The sequence below is a fragment of the Planctomycetia bacterium genome (assembly GCA_015200345.1).
In the GTDB taxonomy this organism is placed as follows: Bacteria; Planctomycetota; Phycisphaerae; order UBA1845; family UTPLA1; genus PLA3.
The window spans coordinates 678105-701816 of sequence record CP054187.1; the positions used below are offsets into that span (position 1 = coordinate 678105).

Below are 23712 nucleotides of genomic sequence, written 5' to 3' on the forward strand. Positions count from 1 at the left end.
GGAGGTGACTTGACCCATCAATAATTCAGAATGTCCCCTTTAATCTCCGGCGGCGGGGGTATCACCGGAACGGGAAATGGGCGCGCACGAATGACCCATTGCAGATGCACGGGTGGGGCGTGCCTGACTCATAAGGTGCATGAGGAGAGAGTCGCGTGCGGGCGGCGCGGCGCAGCCGCGCCACCCGCAGGCATCGTTTGCGATCGTGCGTGTGGAGACTAGCGCCGACGCCGCAATCCCGCCATCAACCCGGCGGCCAGCAAGGTAAGCGTCGCTGGCTCGGGTATGATATTGAATTCCACGGCGTCCACGTAAGCCCGTTCGTTATCGGGAAGCTCTGCGTTTCTATAACCGACCTGCACGACAATCCAGCGCGTCCCCACAGGGATCGGATCAGTCGCGCTGATCAGTTGCCAAGTTTCCGCGTTGGGGTCCACGTCGTAGAGCCAATTCGTCGAGTTGATGGGGCTTCCCCAACCATTGGGGCCGTCAAAGTAAAACAGTGCGGGCCAAAAGATCTGGCCAGACAGGTAGGTGTTCACCCACGCCGACAAATCTGCCACGGCGCCGCCCGAATCGATCAGGGTCGCGAAGCTGCTCACGTCGACCGCCTGAAACGCCTGCGTGACGACCCCACCCTCGTCCTCCATGTACAGCATGTGCTGTAAATGAAACGGCGTCACACCCCGCTCGGCCGTGACTTCGCCGCCCCTTTCCGCGCCCCAGAACCCGGAGCTGAACGGCGGCCCGACTACGGCACCCAGACTGGGAAGCGGATCGATGCCGTTCTCGAAACTCCAGTCGGACAGCGGAGTGGCCCGCGCCGACGCGACGGAAAGAACAGCGAAGATCGAGCATGCGATCACGGACCACAACTTCACTTGCCTCATTTTCATTGTGACATTTCTCCCTGCGAATTGGTGGCGATCCTCCTCTCTCAAACGGCCCCGGCAGCGCCACCGCCTGCCGGGTCGCCTACCCGAAACACACCGGTGCCGGCACAACCGACCGGCGGCCGATCCTGAAGTGGGCGTGGTACTACCCAATGCGGAACATCGCAAGACCTTCTTTCTCCTCCGCAGAGTTGAAGACCGCGTATCAGAACCCCCGCGCCAAGCGGGGGGGGCAAAGGCCCGCTGTCAGACGCAACGGGTTCTGATGAAGCGAAAATATAACCTAGGGCCGTGTGCGAAGTCAAGACAATTTTCCGGAAATTAAAGGGAGCATTCCGAATTATTGACGGGAAATTAAAAGGAAATTAAAGGGGACATTCCGGGAAATTAAAGGGGACATTCCGAATTATTGATGGGGGCTGGCTATTCCGCCAGAGTGCCTTCATGCCTCGAACTGCTCGCACCTCGGTCGGCGGTGTTTGTTATCACGTGATCAATCGCGGCAACGGCCGCATCCCCGGCGCGTCGTGATACCAGGACACCTGCGCGGCATCCATCGAACCCATCTCCGTTCATTCCCAGTTCGCTGCTCCGACGGCCTCACCCCGTTCCATCGCGCGGTTTGCGGCGGATCGCGCCGGCTTTGAAAGGCTCGTCGGCCTGCGGCAGTTTGCGCTGGAGCTTCCATCGCTCGATGAACCAGTGCGGATCGCGGCGGTATTCGTCGATCACGCGCCAGGTGTAATGCTCGCCACACTCCGGGCATCGACGATTGTCTTGCAACCCCGTCAGGTTATAGCCGCAGTGAATGCAGAACGGCTCCTTGCGAGCCTTGATCGCCTTGCGGACGACGAAGCCCCCCAGCGACAGCAGAATCGCCCCGGCGAACAGCAACCCCTTCGCCCCCAGCACCAACAGCAGGCTGGCCATCGGCGGATAGAAAAACGCCCCTGCGATCACCAGCAGCATCACCGCCATCGGCACGGCCAGCACCCACCGCCAGCCGACGAAATGCAGCCCATCGCGCCAGCTCGGCCGCCACCATTGCACCGATTCCGGCGCCGCGCGCACGTCGCTGGGCGTCCCGACGACGGCCGGGGGCACCTGCGCCTCGAGCGGGCGAGCGTCCTCGAGGTCCGATTCATCGGGCGGCGATGTGTCAGGCATGTTAATTCAGTCCCTGCTTGGCCGCGGGGCGCCGCGCAGCGCCTCGGCAATGCACCGGGCGACGGCCTCATGCCCGCGCGGCGAAAGATGCGTCACGTCCAGGTGCGAATCACCCACTGCCATTAATGCAGCGTTCACGTCGATGATTTGCAGTCCCGACGCGCGAGCCAGCGCCATCGCCGTGCGGCCCATTTCACTGTGCTGGCGATCGGAGGGATCCATTTCATACCGCACCGGAATATAGACAAAATAGATTTTCGCGCCCAGCCGTATCGCGCATTGCGCGAGACCCGCCAGTTGCCGACCCAGCCACGCGTGTTCCGGCGACGTCTTATCCGCCACGGCGATCAGGCACCGCTCGTGCGACCGCGACCGGCGGCCGTACGCGAACGGCTCCAGGCACAAATTGACCAGCGCCGAGCGCTTTTGAAACTTGAGCATCAGGCCCGACAGGCCGCCCGGTTCCGCGCTGTGGGCACTGGGTCCGAAATGACGCTTGAGCACGTCAGCGTGGTAGGCCGGATTGGGGATCGAATCGGGCGGGAACTCCGGCAGCTTCTGATCGACTTGGATCGCGAACTGCTCCAGCGGCTCGTCCACGTCGTTCGGGCAGTAGCAGACAATGACGTCATCGGGTTGATACGTCGCGCCGCGCGTCTCAAGCCAGATGCGCTCGCTGTAAGTGTTGTACCCCCCCACGCCGGTGTTCATCACCTCGCATCCAGGCAGCATCGTCTCCAGCTTCGACGAGAAAACATCCTCAATGGGCACACCCAAACCAAACAAGACCGAGTCGCCGAGGCACAGAATGCGGCGGACGCCCGCTGGTTTGGGCCGCGCATGAATTCGATCACTTCGCATTCCTTCGGAATTGATGCGATACTCGGCGGGAGGCCCGCGATAAGTAAATGTGACGCTGGATGACGGCTTCAATTCATAAATGAGCGGGCCGCCGTCGGAAACAGGCTGCTGAATCGTCCGTAATCGAGCGAGCCAGTCCGGCTGGAGGCGGAGCGGACCGAATCCGGCGAGTCGGGCGGTTAGCTCCGCCAAGCCGGCCGCGAACAAACAGGCCAACGCGAAGGCCAGGAGCTTTGTTCGCCGGCGCACTCGCCGGTGTGGCGTCCGGGTGGTTTCAGTCTGCACGGATTAGGCCTCCGGCTCGGCTTCGAGCGTAAGTGCCGCAGGATCAGAACGATCCGATTCTACCATCCGCCATGCCGAACGCCCTCCCAATTTTGAGGCAAAAATTGATTTGGTTCCGGCCACAGAGTGCGACCGGAACCGCGTGAGAAAAAAACTTTCAATTCGGCTCGCGTTAGGGTTGACGTTCGGCCGAAGTTAGGATATGGTCACTCATACATTCGTCGGTCGCAAAGAATCGGAAGGCCAGCGCTGGCTACGTCGCCGAACGGCAGAGCTGGTGGATCGGCTGTTCAACCTGTTTTCGGCGGAGGCAGCCGCTGGGAACGCACGTGACGCGGTCGCGGTCGATACGCCGGCGTGCTGTTTTGGGCCGGGCGGTGATTTCCGCCGTACGTATAGCCCGCGGTTGCGCGTGGTGTCGGCGTCGGCTGGATCGGAGCAATCTGGCGAAGCGGCCATTGAGCAGGAGCGGCCGTTGACTCGACCCGGTCCGCATCCAGCTCGCTCGGTTGCGGCGCTGCGGTTACTGGCCGATCTCGACGCTGCGGCCGGCGCGGATGACGCGGCAGCGGAAGAGTTGCCGATTGCCGAGGCGGCTATCCTGCCGCCGGTACTGCTCGGCCCAGAAGGACTCAACGGTACGCCGTGGCCACGACGTACGGAGAAAGTAAATGCCCTCACGGACAAAAAAGAAACCCTCGGCAAGATCGACCGGCGGCGCAGCGCGTCGCGGTCGCTCCAAGCCAACCCGCCCCGCGACCCCTCGGCAGGCCGAAATCCTGACCTTCGTCCGGGACTTCACCCACAGGAATGGTTATTCCCCGACCTACGACGAGATCGCCGCCAAGTTCGGAATCTCAAAAGTCACCGTCTTCGAACACCTCACCGTCCTCGAAGAGCGCGGCCTGCTTCGACGGGAGCGCCACAAGGCTCGCTCTTTGGAATTGGCGGACCATCTGCAACTGCCGGATGAGCGGCCGAGTTGTCTAAAATTGCTGGGCCGCATCGCCGCCGGTTCTCCGATCGAGGCGATTGAAGACCCCGAGGTTATCGATCTCGAGCAGATGTTCTCGTCCGACCACGAGGTCTACGCACTCCAGGTTCGTGGCGACAGCATGATCGACGATCAAATCGCCGACGGGGACTACGTGGTCGTCGAGCGGCGAACCACGCCCTACAACGGCGAGATCGTCGTCGCTGTGACGTCCGATGGCGAGGCCACGCTCAAGCGTTTCTATCGTGAAAAAGGGCGCATCCGCCTTCAACCTGCCAACGAAAAGTACGAGCCGATTTTCGTCACCGACGTGGACATCCGCGGCGTGGTCATCGGCGTGATTCGCAAAACGTAACGATGCACGGCGCGCTGCCAAGGACAAGGAGCCGATTGCGCGCGCAATCGAAGCTGTGTCGCTGCGCCGGGCTGCTGAATCCCGCGACTCACCTCAATACCCAAACATAGGACAGCGCCGCCGCAACGGCCAGCACGATCGCCGGCCAGACGTACCGCCGCAGGCTGCGCTCACTCGAATAAACCGGCGTCACCCACCGGCCGCAGTGCGGGCATTTCACGGCGTCGGCAACCATCGCCCCGCCGCAGGCCGGGCACGCCGCTACGTCGAGATCATCGACCGTGTCGTCGTCGTCCATGTCCGCCGATTGCGGCTCGTCGCGGTCGTCGTCTTCGTCGTCAAGGTCGCGGTGAGTCATGATCGAATTGCCGGTGCGTCGGGTTTCCTGCGATGCTTACTTGACAAGCTTCAGGAACTCTTTGAACCGCGGATGGTCGCACCGCTCGATCAATTCGAACATGAGCGATTCCACGGTAGAGACGACGACCCCTGCGCTGCGCATCCGATCCAGCGCCATCTGATAGTCCACCAGTCGCCGCGAGCCGACGGCGTCCGTCGGAACGAACGGCACGTAATCCACGCGCAGAAGATCCAGCGCCGTTTGTTGAATACAGACGTGCGTCTCAACCCCACACAGAATCACGTGCTCCCGCTCGGTGGCCTGCAATGCCGCGCGAAAGCCCTCGTCCCGCCAGCAACTGCACGTCGACTTCTCCAGCGGTCCGGTCGCACCCGCCAGCGTCTCGGCCAGGCCTGCGTCGGTCGACCCCAGGCCGCGCGGGTACTGCTCGGTGAAGATCACGGGCACGTCCAGCAGCCGCGCCGTCTTCACCAGCACCGCCATGCGGGCGATCAGCGCGTCCGGCGGACTCGACGAAATCGCCGAGAGCATTTTCTCCTGCACATCGATCACAACGAGCACGGCCAGATCGGCTTCCAGCAGGTTGGCATGGGGCATCGTCGCATCCCTCCGGTCCGCGATTGTAGCGTCCCGCCGCTTGCCCGCGACCCGCCTGTCATGAGAAGATACCGGCAATCGTTGCGGCGCCGATGGTCGGATTTCAAGGAGATCGAGACCTGCCAGACTCACCCCGACTGACTCGGCGCCGGTATTGGCTCTTCGCCATTTCGGGCATCGCGTGCGCCGCACTAGCCGTACCGTGGGTGGCGCGCGTCTGGATGGAGTCGCGCGCGGCCGATGTCCCTCGCGCGGCCTGCCTTCTTTACCACCGGCTCGTCGACGAATCCGAGTTCGCGTCCCTCCCGCGCGATGAGCGGCTGTACTCCATCACGCCGCAACAATTCGAAACACAAATCGATGCGCTCCGGCGCGACGGCTGGCAGATCGCATCACTTCATGACGTGCTCGGCTTCGCGGTGCGGCCCGTCATTGTCCCCGACGTCGCCTCGCCCGAGAAGCGATTGCTCATCACCTTTGACGACGGGTGCGAATCCATCGCCACGCTGTTGCAGCCGATCCTGCGACGCCGCGGATGGCGCGCGACCCTCTTCATCACAACCGACCCGCTCGCGGAAGTCTTCCGCAATGGACTCGCCGCGCAACCGCGCATGAGCGATGCACAAATCCGCGATCTGGATCCAAACCTCTTCGACCTCGGCTCGCACGGTCGCACACATCGGCCGCTCAATCAACTCGATGACGCCGAACTGGATGCTGAATTGTGTGCGTCGCGGGCCGCCCTGGCCGCCTTGACCGGTCGCGCAATCACGTCGCTGGCGATCCCCGGCAATTGGTATGATGCTCGCGTGCTGGAACATGCCCGGCGCGCGGGCTACCAGGCGGTCTTCACGTCCGACGCCGGGACGATTCACGCGGGAGACGATTTGATTGGTTTACCGCGGCTCAACGTTCCTGGGTATTTTGCACCCGAGCAACTCGTGTCGCGCCTTTCGCCGAGTGCGATCGTGCAGCGGCGCATGATCGGCAAATGCCGCAGGGCCTTGGCTCCGATGTTTGCGGAGGAATGGGCCGAGAAGACTGCTTACATAATATGGCAGGCCGGCGGCTGGCCGGAGACGCTCGTCCCGCTGCTCGCGCACATCGGAATTGGAGCATTTGAGTTACAGCGCCATCGACGTCGCAGCGAGTCGATCACCGTTAAGCTCTAACGGAGTCACGCGTAAGAATCATAATCAGGCCATACACCGCGAACGATATGCCGAAGCTGATGAACCACGCATAGTGGTACAGGTCCATCCAGATCGGCGCGACCTTCAACGTGGTGACCGTCCCAACAAATCCCGGAATACACGGGGCGATTCCAGCGACGAGCGCGAGCAGTGCGACCGGATTGAATCCGCCGGCATACCAATAGGGGCCGGCGCGGTCATACAGCCCCTTCACATCGAGCTTCGCGCGGCGAATGAGATAATAATCCGCGATCAGCACGCCCCCCACCGCGCCCAACAGCGCCGAGTACGCAACCAGCCACTTGAAAATGTACCCCGTCGGATCGGCCACCAGCTTCCACGGCTGCATCACGATTCCAATGATGCCCGTAATCAGCCCGCCGGTACGGAACGAGATGCGCCGCGGCAACAGGTGCGCGAAATCATTGGCCGGGCTGACGACGTTCGCGGCGATGTTCGTCGCCAGCGTCGCGAGGCAGAGCGCGAACATGGCAATCACCAGCACGACGGGATTCCTGAACTTCGTCATCAGGACGACCGGGTCCCAGATCGCCTGATCGTGCGGCAGGTTGTAAATCACGAGCGTCGCGGACGTAACCGCCACGCCAATGAACGAATACAGCGCCATGGTCGGCGGCAGGCCGATCGCCTGGCCCACAACCTGGTCCCGCTGCGAGTAAGCGTAACGCGAGAAATCGGGAATATTCAGCGAAAGCGTCGCCCAGAAGCCGACGTTGGCGGTCAGCGCCGGAAAGAAGAACGTCCAAAACGCGCCTTCCTTTGGCTGCCCCGGCGCAAAGGCCGACGGTTCCGACAGCATCGGTCCGAACCCGCCCGCCTGTCGATAGGCCCACGCGAGCAGAATCAACCCCAGCACGATCAGCAACGGCGCCTTGATGTTCAGCAGGATGCGGATCGACTCGATCCCCCGGTAGATCACCCACATGTTGATCAGCCAGAAAAATAGAAAGCACGCGAGTTGTGCCGCGTTTATGTCAATCCCGGGCAGCCTGGCCAGATCGCTCCAACTCGTGAACCGCACCGCGAGAATCTGATAAATCGCCCAGCCGCCGATCCACGTCTGAATCCCGAACCAGCCGCACGCCACCAGCGCTCGCAGCAGCGCCGGCACGTTCGCACCGAGAATGCCGAACGACGGGCGGCAATACACCGGGAACGGAATGCCGTACTTCGTCCCCGCGTGCGCGTTGAGAATCATCGGGATCAACACGATCACATTCGCGAGGAAAATCGTCCCGACCGCCTGCCACCAGTTCATCCCCTCCGCGATCAGGCTCGACGCCAGCATGTACGTCGGCACACACGCCGCCATGGAGATCCACAGCGCCGCGATGTCCTTCGTGCCCCATTTGCGCTGCGCGACCGTCGTCGGCGCCAAGTCGGCCGAGTAATACGGCGAACGCAACAGGCTGCTCTGGTCGGCATATTCGACCAGCCCGCCGGTCGTCACGCGAACTTCCGCATCGCTGATGCTTTCTCGCATGGCGTCTCCAACTTGCGGCTTGTTCCCAAACGGCGAAAAGCTCGCCGGCCAAATGTCACGCTTCGCGGCCAGCCATCTCGAACAAGTACATCGCCATCGACTCGGCCGCGTCCTCGCGCGCCAGCGCCCGCGCCGCCTGCGCCATGCGCTTGCGACGATGCTCGGACTTCATCAAATCGCGGAGCACCGGGAGCAGGCGCTTTGCGTTGTCTTTCGGGTCGTTCGTGTCATCGATCATTTCCGCGGCCTTCGCATCCACCAGCACCCGGGCGTTGGCCGTCTGATGCTTGTGGCGATCGAACGGATAAGGCATGAGCACGCTGGGCAGACCCATCGCCGTGATTTCGGCCAGCGTTGACGCCCCCGCACGCGAGATGACCAGGTCGCACGCGGCCATGCACTCCGGCATGTGCTCGGTGAACACCAGCACCCGCGCATCGACGCCAGCCTGCTTGTACGCCTGCTTGCACGCTTCCAGATCGGCGCTGCCCGTCAGGTGAATCACCTGCCAGTTGTTCGCGACGGTCCAAAGCTCCATCAACTCCAGCGCCGCCATGTTCACCGAGTGCGCCCCCTGCGACGCCCCCGTGATCAAGATCGCCGGCCGCTCCGAATCCAGCTTGAGCGCGCGGCATCCCGCCTGCCGAGATATCTTCCCAAACCCCGGCCGGATCGGGCAGCCCGTCACCACCACCTCGCGCGCCTTGGGAAAGCGATCCTTGCTGTCCTCCCATTGCACAAACACCTTGTCCACCAGGCCCGACAACTTCTGATTCGCACGGCCCGGCACTGCGTCAGGATTGAAAATCGCCGTCGGCACGCCGAGCTTCGCCGCCGCTACGACCGCCGGTCCGGCGGCATAACCCCCCAGCCCCAGCACCATCGACGGCATTCGTTCTTCAAACCGCGCCCGCGCCGCGCGAACCGACTTGCGCCATGCCAGCAGGAACCCCGGCCATTTCAGCGGATTGCTCGGCCACGGCCGCACGACTTGCTTGACCAGTTCATAACCGCGCGACTTGGCCAGCTTGTGATCAATCTCGCGCGTCGTGCCGAAGATCGTCACGTCGAAGTTGGGTTGAAGCGTCTTGATGGCCTGCGCAACGGCCAGCCCGGGGTAGAGATGCCCACCGGTTCCCCCGCCGGCGATGACAAACCAGGGCTGTGACGTGCTCATGCCCGTAGTTTACGGTACAGAGCGGTGTTAGCTACACCCTCGTGAGCCCTATAGGGAATCCAAAAACCAGGTGCGATTAGGCTCGTGCTGGCTACACTGGTACTCAAGTGCAAGTCGCCGAGTCTTTCCGGGTTGCGCGATCAGTCCCTTGGTTTTGTCTCTCGATTTCTAATTTCTGGTACGACTACGATTCGCTGACGTTTCGGGTTGGACGGATCATTGATTTGGTGGCGGCCAGGTGGAAGTTTTTCAAATTCAAGTGCTGGATCCATGATGTTGTCAGTGTATCGTTCGCAGTTCCTTGGAATCTGGTTGTGATAGACTTTGGAGGATTTTCCACCCCCCAACCGCCCGTTTGGGTGAGGGGCGGCCGGGGGGTGGAAAATGCTGGGTCGGACGTGAGGCAGGACGGGACAGGACGAACACGATGGGAAGACAATCGAATCTGACGGTGGAGCAGCGAACCGAGGCCGTGCTGTCGCTGCTGCGACGCGAGGAGCCGGCCGCCAAGATCGCGCGGCGCTACGGCATCGCCGAGCCAACGCTCTATCGCTACCGCGACCTGTTCCTGGAAGCCGGCAAGGCCGGCCTGACCAGCGGCAGCGGTCCGGCCGATCCGGCGCGGCGCGAGGTGGCGGAGTTGAAGAAGCAATTGGAACAGCGTGACCAGGTGATCGGCGAGATCACCATCGCCAACCGCATTTTAAAAAAGCTTTCGGGCCAGTGCCCCTGAAGCAAGAGACCCGCGACCTGGTGGATCAGGGACTCCAGGAGCACTCCCGGTCACGCCGGACGAGCGTGCTGCAATGGTTGAGCATTCAAGCATCCAGCTGGTATCACCGGCCGGCGGCCGAGCGAAAGCGTCCCGGTCCGCCGGCCCGATCTATCCCGGCGTCGATCGAAAGCGGTGTCGTGACCATGGCCACGACCAACCCTTGGTACGGCTACAAGCGGATCGCCGTCATGTGCCGTCGCACCGGCCTGACTATCACGAATCGACAGTGTTACCGGCTGATGAAAGCACACGGCCTGCTGCAGAAGCGCAAGGCGCGTGCGGCGGAGCTGTACCAGGCGGCCAAGCTGTTCGAGCTGCTGCCGGCCGGGCCGAACGAGTTGTGGCAGATGGACGTGACTTACGTGCACCTTCCCGGCTTCGGCTGGTGGTATGCCGTGACCGTGATCGACTACTACAGTCGCTATCTGCTGGCGGCGCATCTGACCTCAAGTTACAGCGCGATGTCCGCGACCGAGGCGCTGGCCATCGCCCGGGCCGAGGCCGAGCGGTTGTGCGGACCGCTGAAGAGGCCGCCCTTCCTGGTGACCGACAATGGCTCGAGCTTCATCGCCCGGCGGTTCGTGGCGTTCACGAAGCACGATTACCGGCAGGTGCGGATCCGCTATCGCACACCGACGCAACTGGGATTGTTGGAGCGGTTCCACCGCACCCTGAAGGAGGAGGAAGTGTACTGGCGGCTGTATGACAACCCGGCCCACGCCCGATCGTGCCTGGCCGAGTTCCGCGAGCGTTACAACCGTCTCCGGCCGCACTGGGCGTTGATCCCCGAGCCGGGCGGCGACCCGGTGACGCCGGAAGAGGTGTACACCGGCCAAGTCAGGCCCCACCTGCCACGCTGGCAGGGCTGGGCCCGCGCCGCCAAGGAGAAGCTGGATCAATGGACCCAGACCGCGGCGTAGCGGTCTGAATGACTCTCACAAAAAACCGTCCGCAGATTCCAGTTGAACTGTGAGACAAGACAACACCTATTATACATCCACCGCAATTTGCGTAATCTAACAAGGGGGGGCACGTCAATAGGCAGAATCCCCGAATTGGAAATTTACATGACACGAAAATACTAAATCTAGACTTTTGAGTGCGCCGATTTGATTTACACTGCGGATGCCACTTCTGGAAAACCCGCATCTGATTTCAACCGCATGTCGAAACTGGACTTAAGGGAAGGGTTGCGATACCTCGCCGTGTTCGCCATGAGTCCAAGCAAGAAGCTGTAAAACAACACGCCGCTGCCCCCTGCCGACACGAGCGGCAGGCCAATCCCCTTGGTCGGCATCGACACCGTCACGACCGCGACATTCATCGCCGCCTGGAGGCCGATCAGAATCGTCACGCCGAACGCGATCAGCCGGCCGAAGGGCGTCGGGGCGATGGACACAGCCTTGCGCCCCTGCCAGATGAGCACGGCGAACAGGCCGATGACCGCCAGCCCGCCGATGATGCCCAGTTCTTCGCAAATCACCGAGAAGATGAAATCGCTTCGACCTTCGGGCAGGTAGCCGTATTTCTGAACGCCGCCTCCCAGGCCCAGCCCCCACCAGCCGCCCGACGCGATCGTGATCAGCGACTGCATCGGCTGATAGCTCTTGCCCTGCGCGTCCAGTTCGGGATTGCGAAACGCCAGCAGACGATCCATGCGATACTGCTCGGCCGTGAGAAGGTAAACCAGCCCGGCGACAATCGGAATCGCCAGCAGCCCGAGGTGCCACCATCGTGCCCCGGCCGCGAGGAGGATGCACCCGCCGACCGCGACGACGAGCGCCGCCGTGCCGAGGTCTTCCTTGCCGATGAGCGCGCCGACGATGGCGACGATAAAGAGCAGCGGCAGCAAACCAGTCCAGAACTTGCGAACGCGATCACCCATGCTGGCGCAGACACCCGACAGGAAAATGATGATGCCCACCTTGGCGACTTCCGAAGGCTGGAACCCCAGCCCAAGCGTGGATGGCCCGAGCGACAGCCACCGCCGCGCGCCGTTGCGCTCCTCACCGATGCCGGGAATCAACACCGCCACGAGAAGCCCAATCACGGCAACCAACAGAAACACCGATGGTTGCCACCACGTTCCGCGGCGAATCCGCCACGCTTCGTAGGGGCACAGACTGACCAGAAGCAGCGTGACCATGCCGATTCCGCTGAAGGCCGCCTGGCGAACCGCGGAGTTCTTGAGCGGGTCCTGCAAGATCGGCGGCGCGGTGAGGCTCGCCGACGCCGAAAAGACCATGACCATGCCGAGGGAAAGGAGCGCCGCGCCAACGATCGTGATCGTCGCGCTGCACGACGTGGGCTTGCTGTCGAGATTGAGCATGTGGGCATCCCTGCCGCGGGGCACGATTTACAATCGCCCCGATATGCAATCACACTGACGACGCTATCCTACCGCCGCCGGTCTGTCATGTCACCGCAACTTGGTCGTGGCCAGTGCGAAGGCCGCGAACAAAGCCGCCAGGAGCCAGAATCGCGTGACGACCTGCGTTTCCTTCCATCCGCCGAGTTGAAAATGATGGTGAATCGGGGCGACGCGGAAGATGCGTTTGCCGCCGGACAGCTTGAAGTATCCCACTTGAAGCATGACCGACAGCGCCTCGATCACAAACACACCGCCGACAATGAACAGCATCACTTCCTGACGAATCACGATCGCCACAAAACCGATCAGCCCGCCCAGCGGCAGCGAACCGGTGTCGCCCATGAACACCTGCGCCGGGTGGCAGTTGTACCAGAGGAACCCCAGGCACGCTCCCATCATCGCGCCGCACAGCACGGCCAACTCGCCCGCCTGCGGAATAAACGGAAACAGCAGATACTCCGCCACGCGTTCGTCCCCGACCGCCCACGATAGCAGCATGAACACGCAGCAGCACAGTGCGACGCAGCCGCTGGCGAGACCATCCATGCCGTCCGTCAAGTTGACGGCGTTGGACGTTCCCGCGACGACCAGCACCGTCATCGCGAGAAACGCCCACGACGGAAGAAGAAATCCGTATTCATATTCGCCCTTGAAGAAGGGCAGCGTGAGAATCCGATAGTGCTCGACTTCAAATTCGGCAAACGTCGCGCGACCGCGATCATAGATGAAGTACCCCAGCATCACGCCGAGGCCCACCTGAAAGAGAATCTTCTGGTAAAACTTCAACCCGTCGCGCGAGCCGCCCCGGGCCTTGTCACGCAGCTTGATCCAGTCGTCGATGAACCCCAGCGCCGTCAGCCAGACCAGGCAGATGAACGCCATGTGTATGTAGAATACTGTCAAATTAGCAAGCAGCGCCGTGCTCAATCCGACGGCTCCCACGATCAGCACGCCCCCCATCGTCGGCACGTTCTGCTTGTCCTTGGTCAGTTCGTTCAGCCCCGTGTGGTCAAAATCGGGGATGTCTCCGACCTTCAACCGAACCAGTTGCCGAATCACCCACGGCCCGACCAGCCAGACGATGAAGAACCCCACGAGAACCGCGCAAATACCCCGGAAAAGCGAATTCTGATACCCATAGTTGCCAGGGAAAAAGTAATTGAGAAGATGGTAAATCACGCGCGAAGGTCTCTCAATTGAATCCGTCTATATCGGCAGAAACCGCCTGCCGACTGCCGCCTTTCGCGCCAATTGCCCTCGCCATCGCTCGTGACGCTACGCCACCCCCGTCTTGGCCGCAGAACGCTTGTCCAGCCCCTCCAGCAGCCGCTCCATCCGCATGCCACGCGACCCCTTCAGCAGCACAATATCACCCGGCTCCAGCAGTTCGCGCAGCCGGCCTGACAACGCTTCAACCGTCGGAAAGGCATAGATCCGTTTGCTGGTTCCGGCGGACTTCGTTGCTCCATCCACCACCGCCCGCGCAAAGCCACCGACCGCAATGATCACCTTGGCGCTCGAACGCCCCGCCTCCAGACCCACCGACGCGTGACAGCGCTCCGATTCATCCCCCAGTTCTCGCATGTCGCCCAACACAAACACCCGCCGCCCAGCCGCAGGCCATTCATCCACCGCTTCAAACGCCGCCTTCATGCTCGTCGGGTTGGCGTTGTAAGCATCGTTGATGATGGTCAACTCACCCACTTGCATCGGCTCCAGCCGCATCTTCGCGGGCCGAACGGTTTCCAGCGCCGCCGCGATCTCCGCGTGCGTCATTTTCAAACGCAAACCGATCGCCACGGCCGCCAACGCGTTCACCACGTTGTGTCGACCGATCAGCGGCAGGCGATAGCCAAACTTCCCATTGACGCGAAAACGCATTCCTGCGCGATCCGCCGATAGCTCCGTCGCGCGAAGATCGGCCGATTCGGCGAAGCCGTATACCACGTGCGTACAGCGCTCCGGCAATTTGCTCGGCGCGAACGCCGCGGACTGTTCGCTCATGGCCAAGAACGCCCGGCCGCCCAGGTTCGCGACGATTGAGAATTCCTCGCTCGCCACGGCGTCCAGCGTTCCGAAAAACTCGAGATGTTCCTCGCCGATGCTCGTCACGACGGCGAGGTCGGGCTGCGCCATGCGCCCCAGCGCGGTGACCTCGCCCGGATGGTTCGTGCCGATTTCCACGACGACGTATTGATCCGCCGGTTCGACCGAGAGCAGCGTCAGCGGAACGCCGATCTGATTGTTGAAACTTCCCTGCGCCGCCTTGCCGCGGAGCTTGCTGCCCAGCACCGTTGCGATCAGATCTTTCGTCGTGGTTTTTCCATTGCTGCCGACGACCGCGATGACCTGCGCGGCGAATTGGCGACGATACCATGCGGCAAGCTTCCCCAGCGCCGCCGTCACATCCGGAACCTGAATGACGCGACCGCCGCGATGAAACTGGTCCGCCACGGCCGATAAGTCGCTCACCACCGCACAAGCCGCGCCGCGCGCCAGGACATTGTTCACAAACGCGTGACCGTCGTGGTTCTCGCCGCGCAGGGCGAAGAACAACCCGCCGATCACGTCGTGCCGTGAATCGGTCACGATCCGATGAACCGCCGGCACGGTCAAGTCGCCGAGCAGTCGCCCCGCCATGGCCGTGCAGATTTCCGGGATCGTCAATGCGCGCATGCCGCCATACGCCTCCGTGCCACCGCCTCGCGCGCCACTTCCACGTCGTCGAAGTGAATCTTCTGCGTGCCGAGGATCTGGTAATTCTCGTGCCCCTTGCCGGCGATGATCAACGCGTCGCCCGGCTCCAGTCGATTCACCGCATGATGAATGGCATCGCGCCGGTCGGCAATCGTCGTCCCGCGCTCGCGATCGGTGTTCGCGACGCCGCGCTCGATATCATGGAGTATCTTCAACGGGTCTTCCGTCCGTGGATTGTCGCTTGTTATCACATAACGATCCGCGCCCTGCGTGACCGCACGCGCCATGAGCGGCCGTTTGTACGGGTCGCGGTCGCCGCCACAACCAAAAACGCACCACAATCGCCCGCGCGTCAGCGGTCGAACCGCGCTTAGCACGTTTCGCAACGCGTCGTCGGTGTGGGCATAATCCACAAAAATCTCAAACCCCAACTCGCCCGTGTCCACGCGCTCCAGACGCCCCGGCACATTGCTCAACCGCGCGATGCCGTCAGCGATGACGTCCAACTCGAGGCCGAGCGAAAGCCCCGCGGCCGCGGCCGCCAGCGCGTTGAGAATGTTGTGCCGGCCGACCATCGGCGTGCGCACCGTCACCTGCCGCTCTTCGTACTCCAGCACAAACGTGCCACCGCTGATGTCCGCCTGCAAGACCCCGCCCCGCACGTCGGCGCGGCTGTCCAGCCCGAAGCGTAGCACGCGCCCCTTGCACGCCGCCGCCATGTGATCGCAGTTCGGATCGTGCGCGTTCAGCACCGCCGTCGCGTCGCGGTCCAGCAGCTCAAATAAACGCCGCTTGGCGTCGCGATAGTTCTCCAGCGTGCCGTGATAATCCAGGTGATCCTGCGTGAGGTTGGTAAAGACTGCTGTCGAGAACCGAATGCCGTCCGTCCGCCGCTGATCCAGCGCGTGGCTCGAGACCTCCATCACCGCGCTGTCGGCCCCGTGCCGCGCCGCCTCCACGAGATGTTGCGTCAGCGTGACGGCGTCCGGGGTGGTCAGCGCCGCGTCCAGTTTGCGCCCGACGAGATCGTACTCAATCGTCCCAAGCATCGCCGGGCGCCGCCCCGCACGCTGCAAGAGCGCGCGCACCATGAACGCAAACGTGCTCTTGCCGTTCGTGCCCGTTACCCCCACCACCGGAAACCGCCCCTGACCCTGAAGACGCCCCAGTCCGTAGAATCCCCGCGCCAACCGCGCCACGGCCAAACGCGCGTCCGGCACGCGAATGACCGGTACCGACAAAGGCCCCACGTCGGAATCGCGATCCGCGACCACCGCAACGGCGCCGCGTTTCACCGCGTCGGTCGCGTAGGCCGCGCCGTCTGACCTGGAACCGGACAACGCCACGAACACATGACCGGGTTGTGCCGAACGGCTGTCACTACAAACGCCCGTGATCCCAACCGATCCGAGACCATCCGGGCAGGCGCCGGCTCCGAGTTCTTCCGTGATCAGCGTCGCGAGGTTCATCCAGCGCCCCTTCAAAATCGCCGCCCAGGCTCGTGCTTCGTGCGGATGAACATTGTACCGTGCCCACGCGCCGCACAACTCACCGCAACCGGTTCGCCTAACCGCTGATGCGGCCACTGGTTGGACGAGAATCCCCCCGGCGGCAGTTCACGGACGCGCCGACCCGTCGCTCGAAATTCAGTCCCCGCCGACGCCGTCCGTCTCGGCAGACGCTACCGTCCGTCCGTCGGGACGATCCGGTGCGATCTGAAGATACGCCAGGGCATGCGCCAGAATCTCCCGCACAACCGGCGCGGCGACCGTGCCGCCGTAATATGCGATCGACTTCTTTGGCCGCGTCACCGCGACCATCACCACCAGTTGCGGGTCCTTCGTCGGCGCGCCGGCGATGAAGGAGCTGACGTACGCATCCGGCTCGTAACCCCCGCCGCCGCGCCGCGCGATCTGCGCCGTGCCGGTCTTGCCGAACACCGAATACTGCGCCAGTTTCGACTTCGTCCCCGTGCCGATCTCCACAACCTGGCAGAGGATTTTCTCCCGCATCGTCTTCGCCACGGATTCGCTCAACACGCGACGCTCCGGCGGCGGGTTTGAAAAGTCATTCAGCACACGCCCATCCGGCGCCAGCACCGCGCGAATCACATGCGGCTGAACCAGCATGCCGCCGTTGGCAAACACGCAGAACGCCCGCGCCAGTTGCAGCGGCGTCGTCCCGATCTCCTGCCCCATCGGAATGCTTGTTGTCGTAAAACTGTTCCACCGATTGAACGGCTGAAGGATGCCCGGGTCTTCGCCGACCAGATCAATGCCCGATTTGCTGCCGAAACCGTACGCGCGCATGTAACGATACAGCCGGTCATTGCCCAGCCGCTTGCCGATCTTGGCCATGCCGATGTTGCTCGACTTGATCAGCACCTCTTCGAACGACAACGCGCCGTAGGGGTGGTGATCGTGCAGCACGCGCGCGCCGTCCTGCCAGGTGCCGTTCTCACAATCGAACACTTCACCCAGCCGAACGATTTTCTCCTCCATCGCGGCCGCCGCGACGAACGGCTTGAACGTGCTGCCCGGCTCGTAAGGGTCGGTGATCGCGCGATTGCGATAGCGCACCGGTCCGTAGTCCAGGTAATGATTCGGGTCGAACCCCGGCGACGTCGCCATCGCGAGTATCGCTCCCGACTGCGCATGCATGACGATGCCGACGGCGCTTTCGGCCTTGTACTGCTCAATGCACCTGGCCAGCTCGCGCTCGGTCGTCGCCTGAATCTCCGCGTCGATCGTCAGCACGACGTGGAACCCGTCACGAGCCGGGCGGTAGCCGCCATCGGCCAGCCAGAACGCCTTGCGCCGCGCATCTCTTACAATTGTCTTCAAACCATCCTCCCCGCGCAGCCACGATTCGCACTGGTACTCCAGACCGCTTACCCCGACGCCGTCCGGCGAGACGAACCCCACCAGCGCCGCGGCCAATTGATTCATGGGGTACACGCGATACGGCTCGTCGAACAGACCAATCCCGTAGATGTTTGCATCGCGGATCATCTGCGCCTGCTCGTCGTCCACCCCGCGGCGGATCACCATGAAGCGATTACCTTCCCCCGCGTTCAGATCCGGCGCGATCTCCTCGGGCGAAACGCCGAGAATCTCCGCCACCGTCCGCGCCGCCGCGTCTTTGTCCTCGATCACTTTCGGATCCGCGAAGACGCTCTTTCGCAACATGGTGCCGGCGATCATGCGACCGCGACAATCAACGACCAGCCCTCGGCGGTGCTTCAGCGGAATGATGGATTGTTGCTGGCGCTCGGCCCGAGCCAGAAGCGCCGGGCCTTGATAGGCGTTGATGTAGACAAGTCGCCCGCCCAGCACGACGAATAAGACCAGCACGCCACCCAGCAGAATCTGCGAAACCGGATTGTTGGATTTCGACCGCAAGGCATCCGTTCCTTACCGGGTCTGATCCGGCGACACCACGTCCGATCCATCGTCGTGCGGGACGCGATCTAATCGCGCGGCGCGGGCAGTCCCCGATTGGCATCCTTCGCCGCGGCATCGGTCCGCGGCGGCAGCAAATTCAAACCGAGGTCCTTCGTCCGACGGCGGATCTCCTCCGGCCCTCGAAGCCGCGCCAGGTCCATCTCCTGGGACCAGAGCACATGTTCCAGCTCCGTCTGCTTCTGATGCAGCCGCTGAACGCGATTCGACGCCTTGGCGGTCTCGCCGCGGATCACCACGATCGCGATCCCCGTGGAGACCATCATCAGCAGAATCAACAACGACCGGCCGGTTGTCATCGCTCATGCACCCCGCGCGATCAGCTTGGTCACGCGGCTCCGAAGCCCTCGACTACGGCTCGTCGTCGCCGTGACCCCGGGCCGATTGGACGTTCAGCTCCGTCGAACCCGCCACCTTCGCCGGCACGCGAATCTTCATGCCCACCTTCAGCGAATGGCGGTTCTTCAGCAGATCCTGGTTGATATCCATCAACGTCTTAACGTATCGCTCCGCACCCAGCTCACGCCGCGCAATGCGGCTTAGCGTGTCGTTCTTCTGCACCTCGTACCAGCGATACGCCATCGGCTTGGACGTGCGCTCACCGCTCGTCTTCGCATCGGTTGCACGATCTTCTTTCCGGCGATCCGCCGATTCAACTGGCGGCCGCGACGACGCCAACTGAATCGACTCAATCTGACCGCGCTCACGGATCGGGACAGGAATGCGAAGCACCGAGTCCGGCGAAGCCGGCGCGGCGCGCGGCGTCGAGGGCGCTGCGCCGGCCACGGTGGTGCGCGGGGATTGCGCTGGTTCCGTTCCGCCGGATTTGACCGGCGCGGCGTCTTTGGTCAACACAAACTCCGGCGCCGGTTCAAACCCCTCGCCCAAATCAGGAATTTTTAAGGATGTCTTCGCTTTGACGCTTGCCCGGTCCTTCAAAACGTCCCGATTCGCCTCAAAAATCGCATCGACCCGCGCCGGGGTGGAGCGGCCGTAATACTTCGCCGCGATCTTGCCAAGACTCTCGCCCGGTTGAACTTCGTGATGCGTGCGAACTCGGATGCCGACTTGTTTCGCGATGCGATCCAGTTCATCCCTGGACGCCGTCGTCGAGGACGAACCCGCGGTCGGCGAAGCAGCGGAGTTCCCCGCCGCGATCGCGGGCGAGGCGACCGGCGGCGTCGCCGCCCCGTCGTTCCGCGCGATCCGCGTCGCCGTATCGACGAGCGTCTCCTGCACCATTGGATCGACCACGCGCGGCAGATTGAGACTGTTGACGAGTTCCGCCGGAAGCGCCTCCAGCGGTTCGTCGTCGCGCGGCGTCGCCTGCACAACCCGCTCTTCCTGAATCGGCGACATCACTGGAACGCGCGTCGTGCTCGGGCGCACGATCGGCGGCAACTGCGACTCCACCGGAACCCGACCCATGTCGCCCAGCGGATGGTCCGACGTGACGTTCGAGGACTTCTTGGATTGATCCATGAATGCGAACGCTGGCGCCTTGCTGTCGCGATGCGCCGTGCCGCGCTCGGATAAGATGATGGCGAACAAAACGATGAACGCCAAACCGACCAACAGGCCGATCTTGGTCTCTTTGGTCATGGAGCGCACCTCCGTGTGCAATGACTTCCGTAGCGAGCAGTCTAGTCCTTTACGTCCCGATTCTCAAGCCTCGTTCGCGCTCCTCCTCCACCCTCCCAACCGGCGGGTTGGCAACGTCACGATGGTCCGCCGCCTTCCACCCGCATGGCCACCCGCAGCTTCGCCGACCGGCTTCGAGGGTTGGCGGCCTGCTCCGCATCCGCAGCAGTCAACGGCTTCTTCGTCAGCACCTCATAACAACCAGCCGCCGACAGCGCCTTGAAGTTCTCCTTCACGGCCCGGTCTTCCATGCTGTGAAAACTAATCACAGCGATTCGTCCGCCAATCGCCAGGCACCTCGGCGCCGCGTCCAGCAACCGCCCCAGCGCCTGCATCTCACCATTCACGGCCATGCGCAACGCCATGAACGTCCGAGTCGCCGGGTGGATCCGGCTGCGATGCGAATCCGGGTCCTCCCCCACGGCCGAGGCAACCAACCGAGCGAGCTGGACCGTGCTGTTCAGCCGAATTTGCCGACGAACCTGACAAATCCGCTTTGCAATTCTTCGGCTGTGCCGTTCCTGCGCCTGCAAGTAAATTAGATCGGACAGCTCCCCCTCACCGAGTGTATTCACGAGATCGGCGGCGGTGGTCTTCTGTCGCCGGTCCAGCCGCATGTCCAGCGGCCCATCCAGGTCGAAACTCAACCCCCGCATCGGGTCGGAAATCTGGTTACTGCTGACCCCCAGATCAGCGAGAATCCCCACGACCGGCGCGAGCGATCTTCCTCCTTCTGACAAAACCGCCCCCAAATCGCCGAAATTGGCCTGAATCGACCGAAACCGATCACCGAATTCCGCCAGCCGCTCCCTCGCCGTGGTCAGGTTCGCCTCGTCCACGTCCAACCCAAGCACGCTTATCCGAGGGTTAGCGCGCAGGAGCAGGCCGGCATGGCCCCCCAGGCCGAGCGTGCAGTCCACAATCCAGCCGTCGGGCTGGTCATGAAAGAACCGCACGACTTCGTCGGCGAGAACCGGAACATGTCCTGGAGCATTGCTCATTTCCGTTGCGCCATTTCCACCGCGCGCGCCGCCAGCGCCCTCAACCGGTCAATCGTGTGCAAACCGACGAACCACTCACGATTCTGCGCGACGCGGTTGCTTTCGAGTTCTCGTTTCAGGCGATTCAAGGTCTGCGCCCCGAGGCCGTGCGCGCCGGAACCATCGACTTGACTGGATTTCATCAGCCCCAGGGCGCGGACCAACTCCTCATTCGTGCGATGGATGGCCTCGTATTGCGCGCGACGTTCGCTGCGCCGGCGCGGCGACTCGTCGCGAAGCCGAATCGAGGCATCAATCGCCCGTTGTCGCTCGTCAAGCAGGGCCGCTACCACGCGGGAGTTCGCGGAGAAATCATTCGACGCCCATCGCTGTGGATTGAATCGCCGATCGCGCCCTTCGCGATGGACGCGATCCAGATCAAGCGGGCTGACGTCAAACCGCGGCAACGGCAATCGAAGCGTCGCCGTCACGCAGCTGTAGCCCGGCGGTTCAATGCCGAACAATCGCCGAATCACATCGTCGGTGATCTGATCGTATTTCGCCCCGCCGATCCCGTGAATGAACACGTCGCACGCCAGGAGCCGCAAATACATCGTCAGTGCCAGCGCCCGCGGGCGCAAACGCCACCCCGCCGCCAGGTCACACAATGCCGCGCCGGGCTGCGTTCGCAACCGCCCGATTGGCACAGTGCCCAGTCGAAGCCCGTCGGCCCAAAGTGTGAGATCCCCTCCGGACGAGATGGAAACATACACGCGTTGCCGGGGCTGATCATCACCCACCGCCCACAACGGTGCCTCGACGCGCGATCCTTCAATCAACAAATCGGGAATCGGATGCTGCGTGCCCGCGATGCCGCGCCGGGCGCGATAGGCCGCCAGCGCCGCGTTGTATGCCTGCGCCGTCTGCGCCGCATGGCCGACCAGATGCCCGACGAAGCATGCGCCGCGCAGCGACGCCGACGCGCTGCATACGTTGAACTCATCGCTCACCAGTCGATAACTCGGCGAGTCGATGCCGGCGACCGCATCCATCGCCTCGATCCCGGCCCGCCAGCGCCGCGCATACGCCACCGGTCCGGACCCAATCGCTTCAAAGGACTTGATCCAACTCGAAAAGGCCGTTGCTTCGACCGCCCGCCAGGGCGCGGGGACGCGGTCGTGAAACGCCGTCCACGCCGTCGCGTCGTGCGCCGGCAGCGACTCGAATGCCCAGCTTGCCTGCGAATCCGCGAACGGCGCGATCGATCGCACCGAGACGAATCCCTCGTCCACCACCGGCCAGGCCAGCGCCGTGCGATGAACCGCATCGCTGTCAACCACCCAATATTCCGCTCGCCCGCCGAGGCGCGCAGCCAGCGCCGAAACCGCCGCGCTCTTGACCCAAACGCCGGGATGGATGAACCCGGGCTGGTGACCCGCCGCGACGATCAGCGGCCCCGATACATCGACTCCCGGCAGCTCGCTCGCCGGGATATCAAGTAATTTGTATGAAATCTTCGCCCGCGCGTCTCGATTGCGTGCCGCCACGTCCGTCAGGGCCTTGCCATCCGGCCAGACGAATACGTCGCCATCGCCGGCGGGTGCGGCCAGTGCGTCCATCTCGGTGGCAGTCATTCTGAAATGATAGGCGAAGGTCAGCGGCGCCGTCGGGCAGCGCAGGGCGTCTGTGGTGGAAACGGGCGGGCCATCTCCGCCTCGAACACTTCGAGATAATGCTGCAATCGCGCTTCCGGGTCATCGAGCAGACCGCCGAAATGCCGCGTCGGATCGTGATAAATCAGCGGCACCGGCAATTCACAAATCCGCAGACCGCGCCGCACCGCCTGCACCCAGAACTGAAGCGGAAACGCATACCCCGGTACGGTCAGGTCCAGGCTCGCCATCGCACAGACGCGATACGCCTTGAACCCGCAGAAGGCATCGGTCAGATTCAGGTCCAGCCGCTCGTTCAGAATCCGCGTGATCCGCCGGTTGATCGCTCGGCGGTCTTCCGGCGCGACCGTGTTACCCGCCATGTCGGCCAGATAGCGCGAACCGGAGACGATGTCCACGTCGTCCGCTGCCGCGCGACGGATAAACTCCGGAATCCCGGCCGGCTCGTGCTGCTCGTCGCAGTCGATGGTGATGATCCAGTCGTATCCGCGGCAGTCGGCAAACCGAAACGCGTCGATCAGGCTCTGGCCATACCCGCGATTCTCCGGGTGGCGGATGACCTGAATCCCCTCAAAACCGGCAAGAACTGCCGAGGTGCCGTCGGTGGAACCGTCATCGACGACCAGCACGTCGGTCGCGTACCGGCGAACTTCCTCCAGCACACCCGCGACGTATTCGGCTTCGTTATAGACGGGGATGGCGACGAGCGTTTGCATTCATGCCTCTT

At 63.0% G+C, this 23712-nt stretch carries 21 protein-coding genes; 4 read left to right on the plus strand and 17 right to left on the minus strand.

What is annotated here, in order from left to right:
* Positions 1 to 218: 218 nt before the first annotated feature.
* The 3 genes from HRU71_03000 to HRU71_03010 form a co-directional block, all read right to left on the minus strand.
* Positions 219 to 881: a PEP-CTERM sorting domain-containing protein gene (locus HRU71_03000; GenBank protein ID QOJ02512.1), complete on the minus strand. Its 663-nt coding sequence runs from the start codon at positions 879 to 881 to the stop codon at positions 219 to 221.
* 612 nt (positions 882 to 1493) lie between these two features.
* Complete coding sequence (locus HRU71_03005) at positions 1494 to 2060, minus strand: hypothetical protein (GenBank protein QOJ02513.1); 567 nt, start codon at positions 2058 to 2060, stop codon at positions 1494 to 1496.
* Between the two features lie 6 nt (positions 2061 to 2066).
* Positions 2067 to 3113: a hypothetical protein gene (locus tag HRU71_03010; protein ID QOJ02514.1), complete on the minus strand. Its 1047-nt coding sequence runs from the start codon at positions 3111 to 3113 to the stop codon at positions 2067 to 2069.
* A gap of 764 nt (positions 3114 to 3877) precedes the next feature.
* Between HRU71_03010 and lexA the strand changes: the two genes are divergently transcribed.
* Positions 3878 to 4555 (plus strand): transcriptional repressor LexA, encoded by a 678-nt coding sequence (gene lexA, locus HRU71_03015; GenBank protein ID QOJ02515.1) that lies wholly within the window; start codon positions 3878 to 3880, stop codon positions 4553 to 4555.
* An 88-nt stretch (positions 4556 to 4643) separates the two neighbouring features.
* On the opposite strand, the gene HRU71_03020 is transcribed toward lexA, so the two are convergent.
* Positions 4644 to 4913 carry a hypothetical protein gene (locus HRU71_03020; GenBank protein ID QOJ02516.1) on the minus strand — a complete coding sequence of 90 codons (270 nt, stop codon included), beginning with the start codon at positions 4911 to 4913 and terminating at the stop codon, positions 4644 to 4646.
* Positions 4914 to 4949: 36 nt separating this feature from the next.
* Positions 4950 to 5513 carry a hydrolase gene (locus HRU71_03025; protein QOJ02517.1) on the minus strand — a complete coding sequence of 188 codons (564 nt, stop codon included), beginning with the start codon at positions 5511 to 5513 and terminating at the stop codon, positions 4950 to 4952.
* 221 nt (positions 5514 to 5734) lie between these two features.
* On the opposite strand from HRU71_03025, the gene HRU71_03030 reads away from it, so the two are divergent.
* Positions 5735 to 6685 (plus strand): polysaccharide deacetylase family protein, encoded by a 951-nt coding sequence (locus HRU71_03030; protein QOJ02518.1) that lies wholly within the window; start codon positions 5735 to 5737, stop codon positions 6683 to 6685.
* On the opposite strand, the gene HRU71_03035 is transcribed toward HRU71_03030, so the two are convergent.
* Together HRU71_03035 and HRU71_03040 are read right to left on the minus strand one after the other, a co-directional pair.
* Positions 6675 to 8210 (minus strand): NCS1 family nucleobase:cation symporter-1, encoded by a 1536-nt coding sequence (locus HRU71_03035; protein QOJ02519.1) that lies wholly within the window; start codon positions 8208 to 8210, stop codon positions 6675 to 6677. The genes HRU71_03030 and HRU71_03035 overlap by 11 nt on opposite strands.
* Before the next feature lie 55 nt (positions 8211 to 8265).
* Positions 8266 to 9387, minus strand: coding sequence for a UDP-N-acetylglucosamine--N-acetylmuramyl-(pentapeptide) pyrophosphoryl-undecaprenol N-acetylglucosamine transferase (locus tag HRU71_03040; protein QOJ02520.1), 1122 nt, complete (start codon positions 9385 to 9387; stop codon positions 8266 to 8268).
* 427 nt (positions 9388 to 9814) lie between these two features.
* Here HRU71_03040 and HRU71_03045 point away from each other — a divergent pair, with 427 nt between their 5' ends.
* Positions 9815 to 10120 carry a helix-turn-helix domain-containing protein gene (locus HRU71_03045; GenBank protein ID QOJ02521.1) on the plus strand — a complete coding sequence of 102 codons (306 nt, stop codon included), beginning with the start codon at positions 9815 to 9817 and terminating at the stop codon, positions 10118 to 10120.
* Complete coding sequence (locus HRU71_03050) at positions 10111 to 11082, plus strand: transposase (protein QOJ02522.1); 972 nt, start codon at positions 10111 to 10113, stop codon at positions 11080 to 11082. The genes HRU71_03045 and HRU71_03050 overlap by 10 nt, the downstream gene beginning before the upstream one ends.
* Positions 11083 to 11276: 194 nt before the next feature.
* Here HRU71_03050 and HRU71_03055 read toward each other — a convergent pair whose 3' ends face one another.
* From HRU71_03055 to HRU71_03100, 10 genes are all read right to left on the minus strand, one after another.
* A complete protein-coding gene (locus HRU71_03055) occupies positions 11277 to 12491 on the minus strand; it encodes a cell division protein FtsW (GenBank protein QOJ02523.1) in 1215 nt (404 codons plus the stop codon).
* 90 nt (positions 12492 to 12581) lie between these two features.
* Positions 12582 to 13712, minus strand: a complete 1131-nt coding sequence (locus HRU71_03060; GenBank protein ID QOJ02524.1) for a phospho-N-acetylmuramoyl-pentapeptide-transferase — start codon at positions 13710 to 13712, stop codon at positions 12582 to 12584.
* 96 nt (positions 13713 to 13808) lie between these two features.
* Positions 13809 to 15209, minus strand: a complete 1401-nt coding sequence (locus HRU71_03065; protein QOJ02525.1) for a UDP-N-acetylmuramoyl-tripeptide--D-alanyl-D-alanine ligase — start codon at positions 15207 to 15209, stop codon at positions 13809 to 13811.
* On the minus strand, positions 15197 to 16699 hold the full coding sequence (locus HRU71_03070; protein QOJ02526.1) for a UDP-N-acetylmuramoyl-L-alanyl-D-glutamate--2,6-diaminopimelate ligase: 1503 nt from the start codon (positions 16697 to 16699) through the stop codon (positions 15197 to 15199). Before HRU71_03070 ends, HRU71_03065 begins: the two co-directional genes overlap by 13 nt.
* Before the next feature lie 177 nt (positions 16700 to 16876).
* Positions 16877 to 18631 (minus strand): penicillin-binding protein 2, encoded by a 1755-nt coding sequence (locus HRU71_03075; protein QOJ02527.1) that lies wholly within the window; start codon positions 18629 to 18631, stop codon positions 16877 to 16879.
* Positions 18632 to 18699: 68 nt separating this feature from the next.
* A complete protein-coding gene (locus HRU71_03080; GenBank protein QOJ02528.1) occupies positions 18700 to 18990 on the minus strand; it encodes a hypothetical protein in 291 nt (96 codons plus the stop codon).
* A 52-nt stretch (positions 18991 to 19042) separates the two neighbouring features.
* Positions 19043 to 20293 carry a LysM peptidoglycan-binding domain-containing protein gene (locus HRU71_03085; protein ID QOJ02529.1) on the minus strand — a complete coding sequence of 417 codons (1251 nt, stop codon included), beginning with the start codon at positions 20291 to 20293 and terminating at the stop codon, positions 19043 to 19045.
* Positions 20294 to 20409: 116 nt separating this feature from the next.
* Entirely contained in the window at positions 20410 to 21333 is a 924-nt protein-coding gene (rsmH, locus tag HRU71_03090) for a 16S rRNA (cytosine(1402)-N(4))-methyltransferase RsmH (GenBank protein QOJ02530.1), read from the minus strand.
* Entirely contained in the window at positions 21330 to 22946 is a 1617-nt protein-coding gene (locus HRU71_03095; GenBank protein ID QOJ02531.1) for a hypothetical protein, read from the minus strand. Before HRU71_03095 ends, rsmH begins: the two co-directional genes overlap by 4 nt.
* 20 nt (positions 22947 to 22966) lie before the next feature.
* On the minus strand, positions 22967 to 23701 hold the full coding sequence (locus tag HRU71_03100) for a glycosyltransferase family 2 protein (GenBank protein ID QOJ02532.1): 735 nt from the start codon (positions 23699 to 23701) through the stop codon (positions 22967 to 22969).
* Positions 23702 to 23712 lie beyond the last annotated feature (11 nt).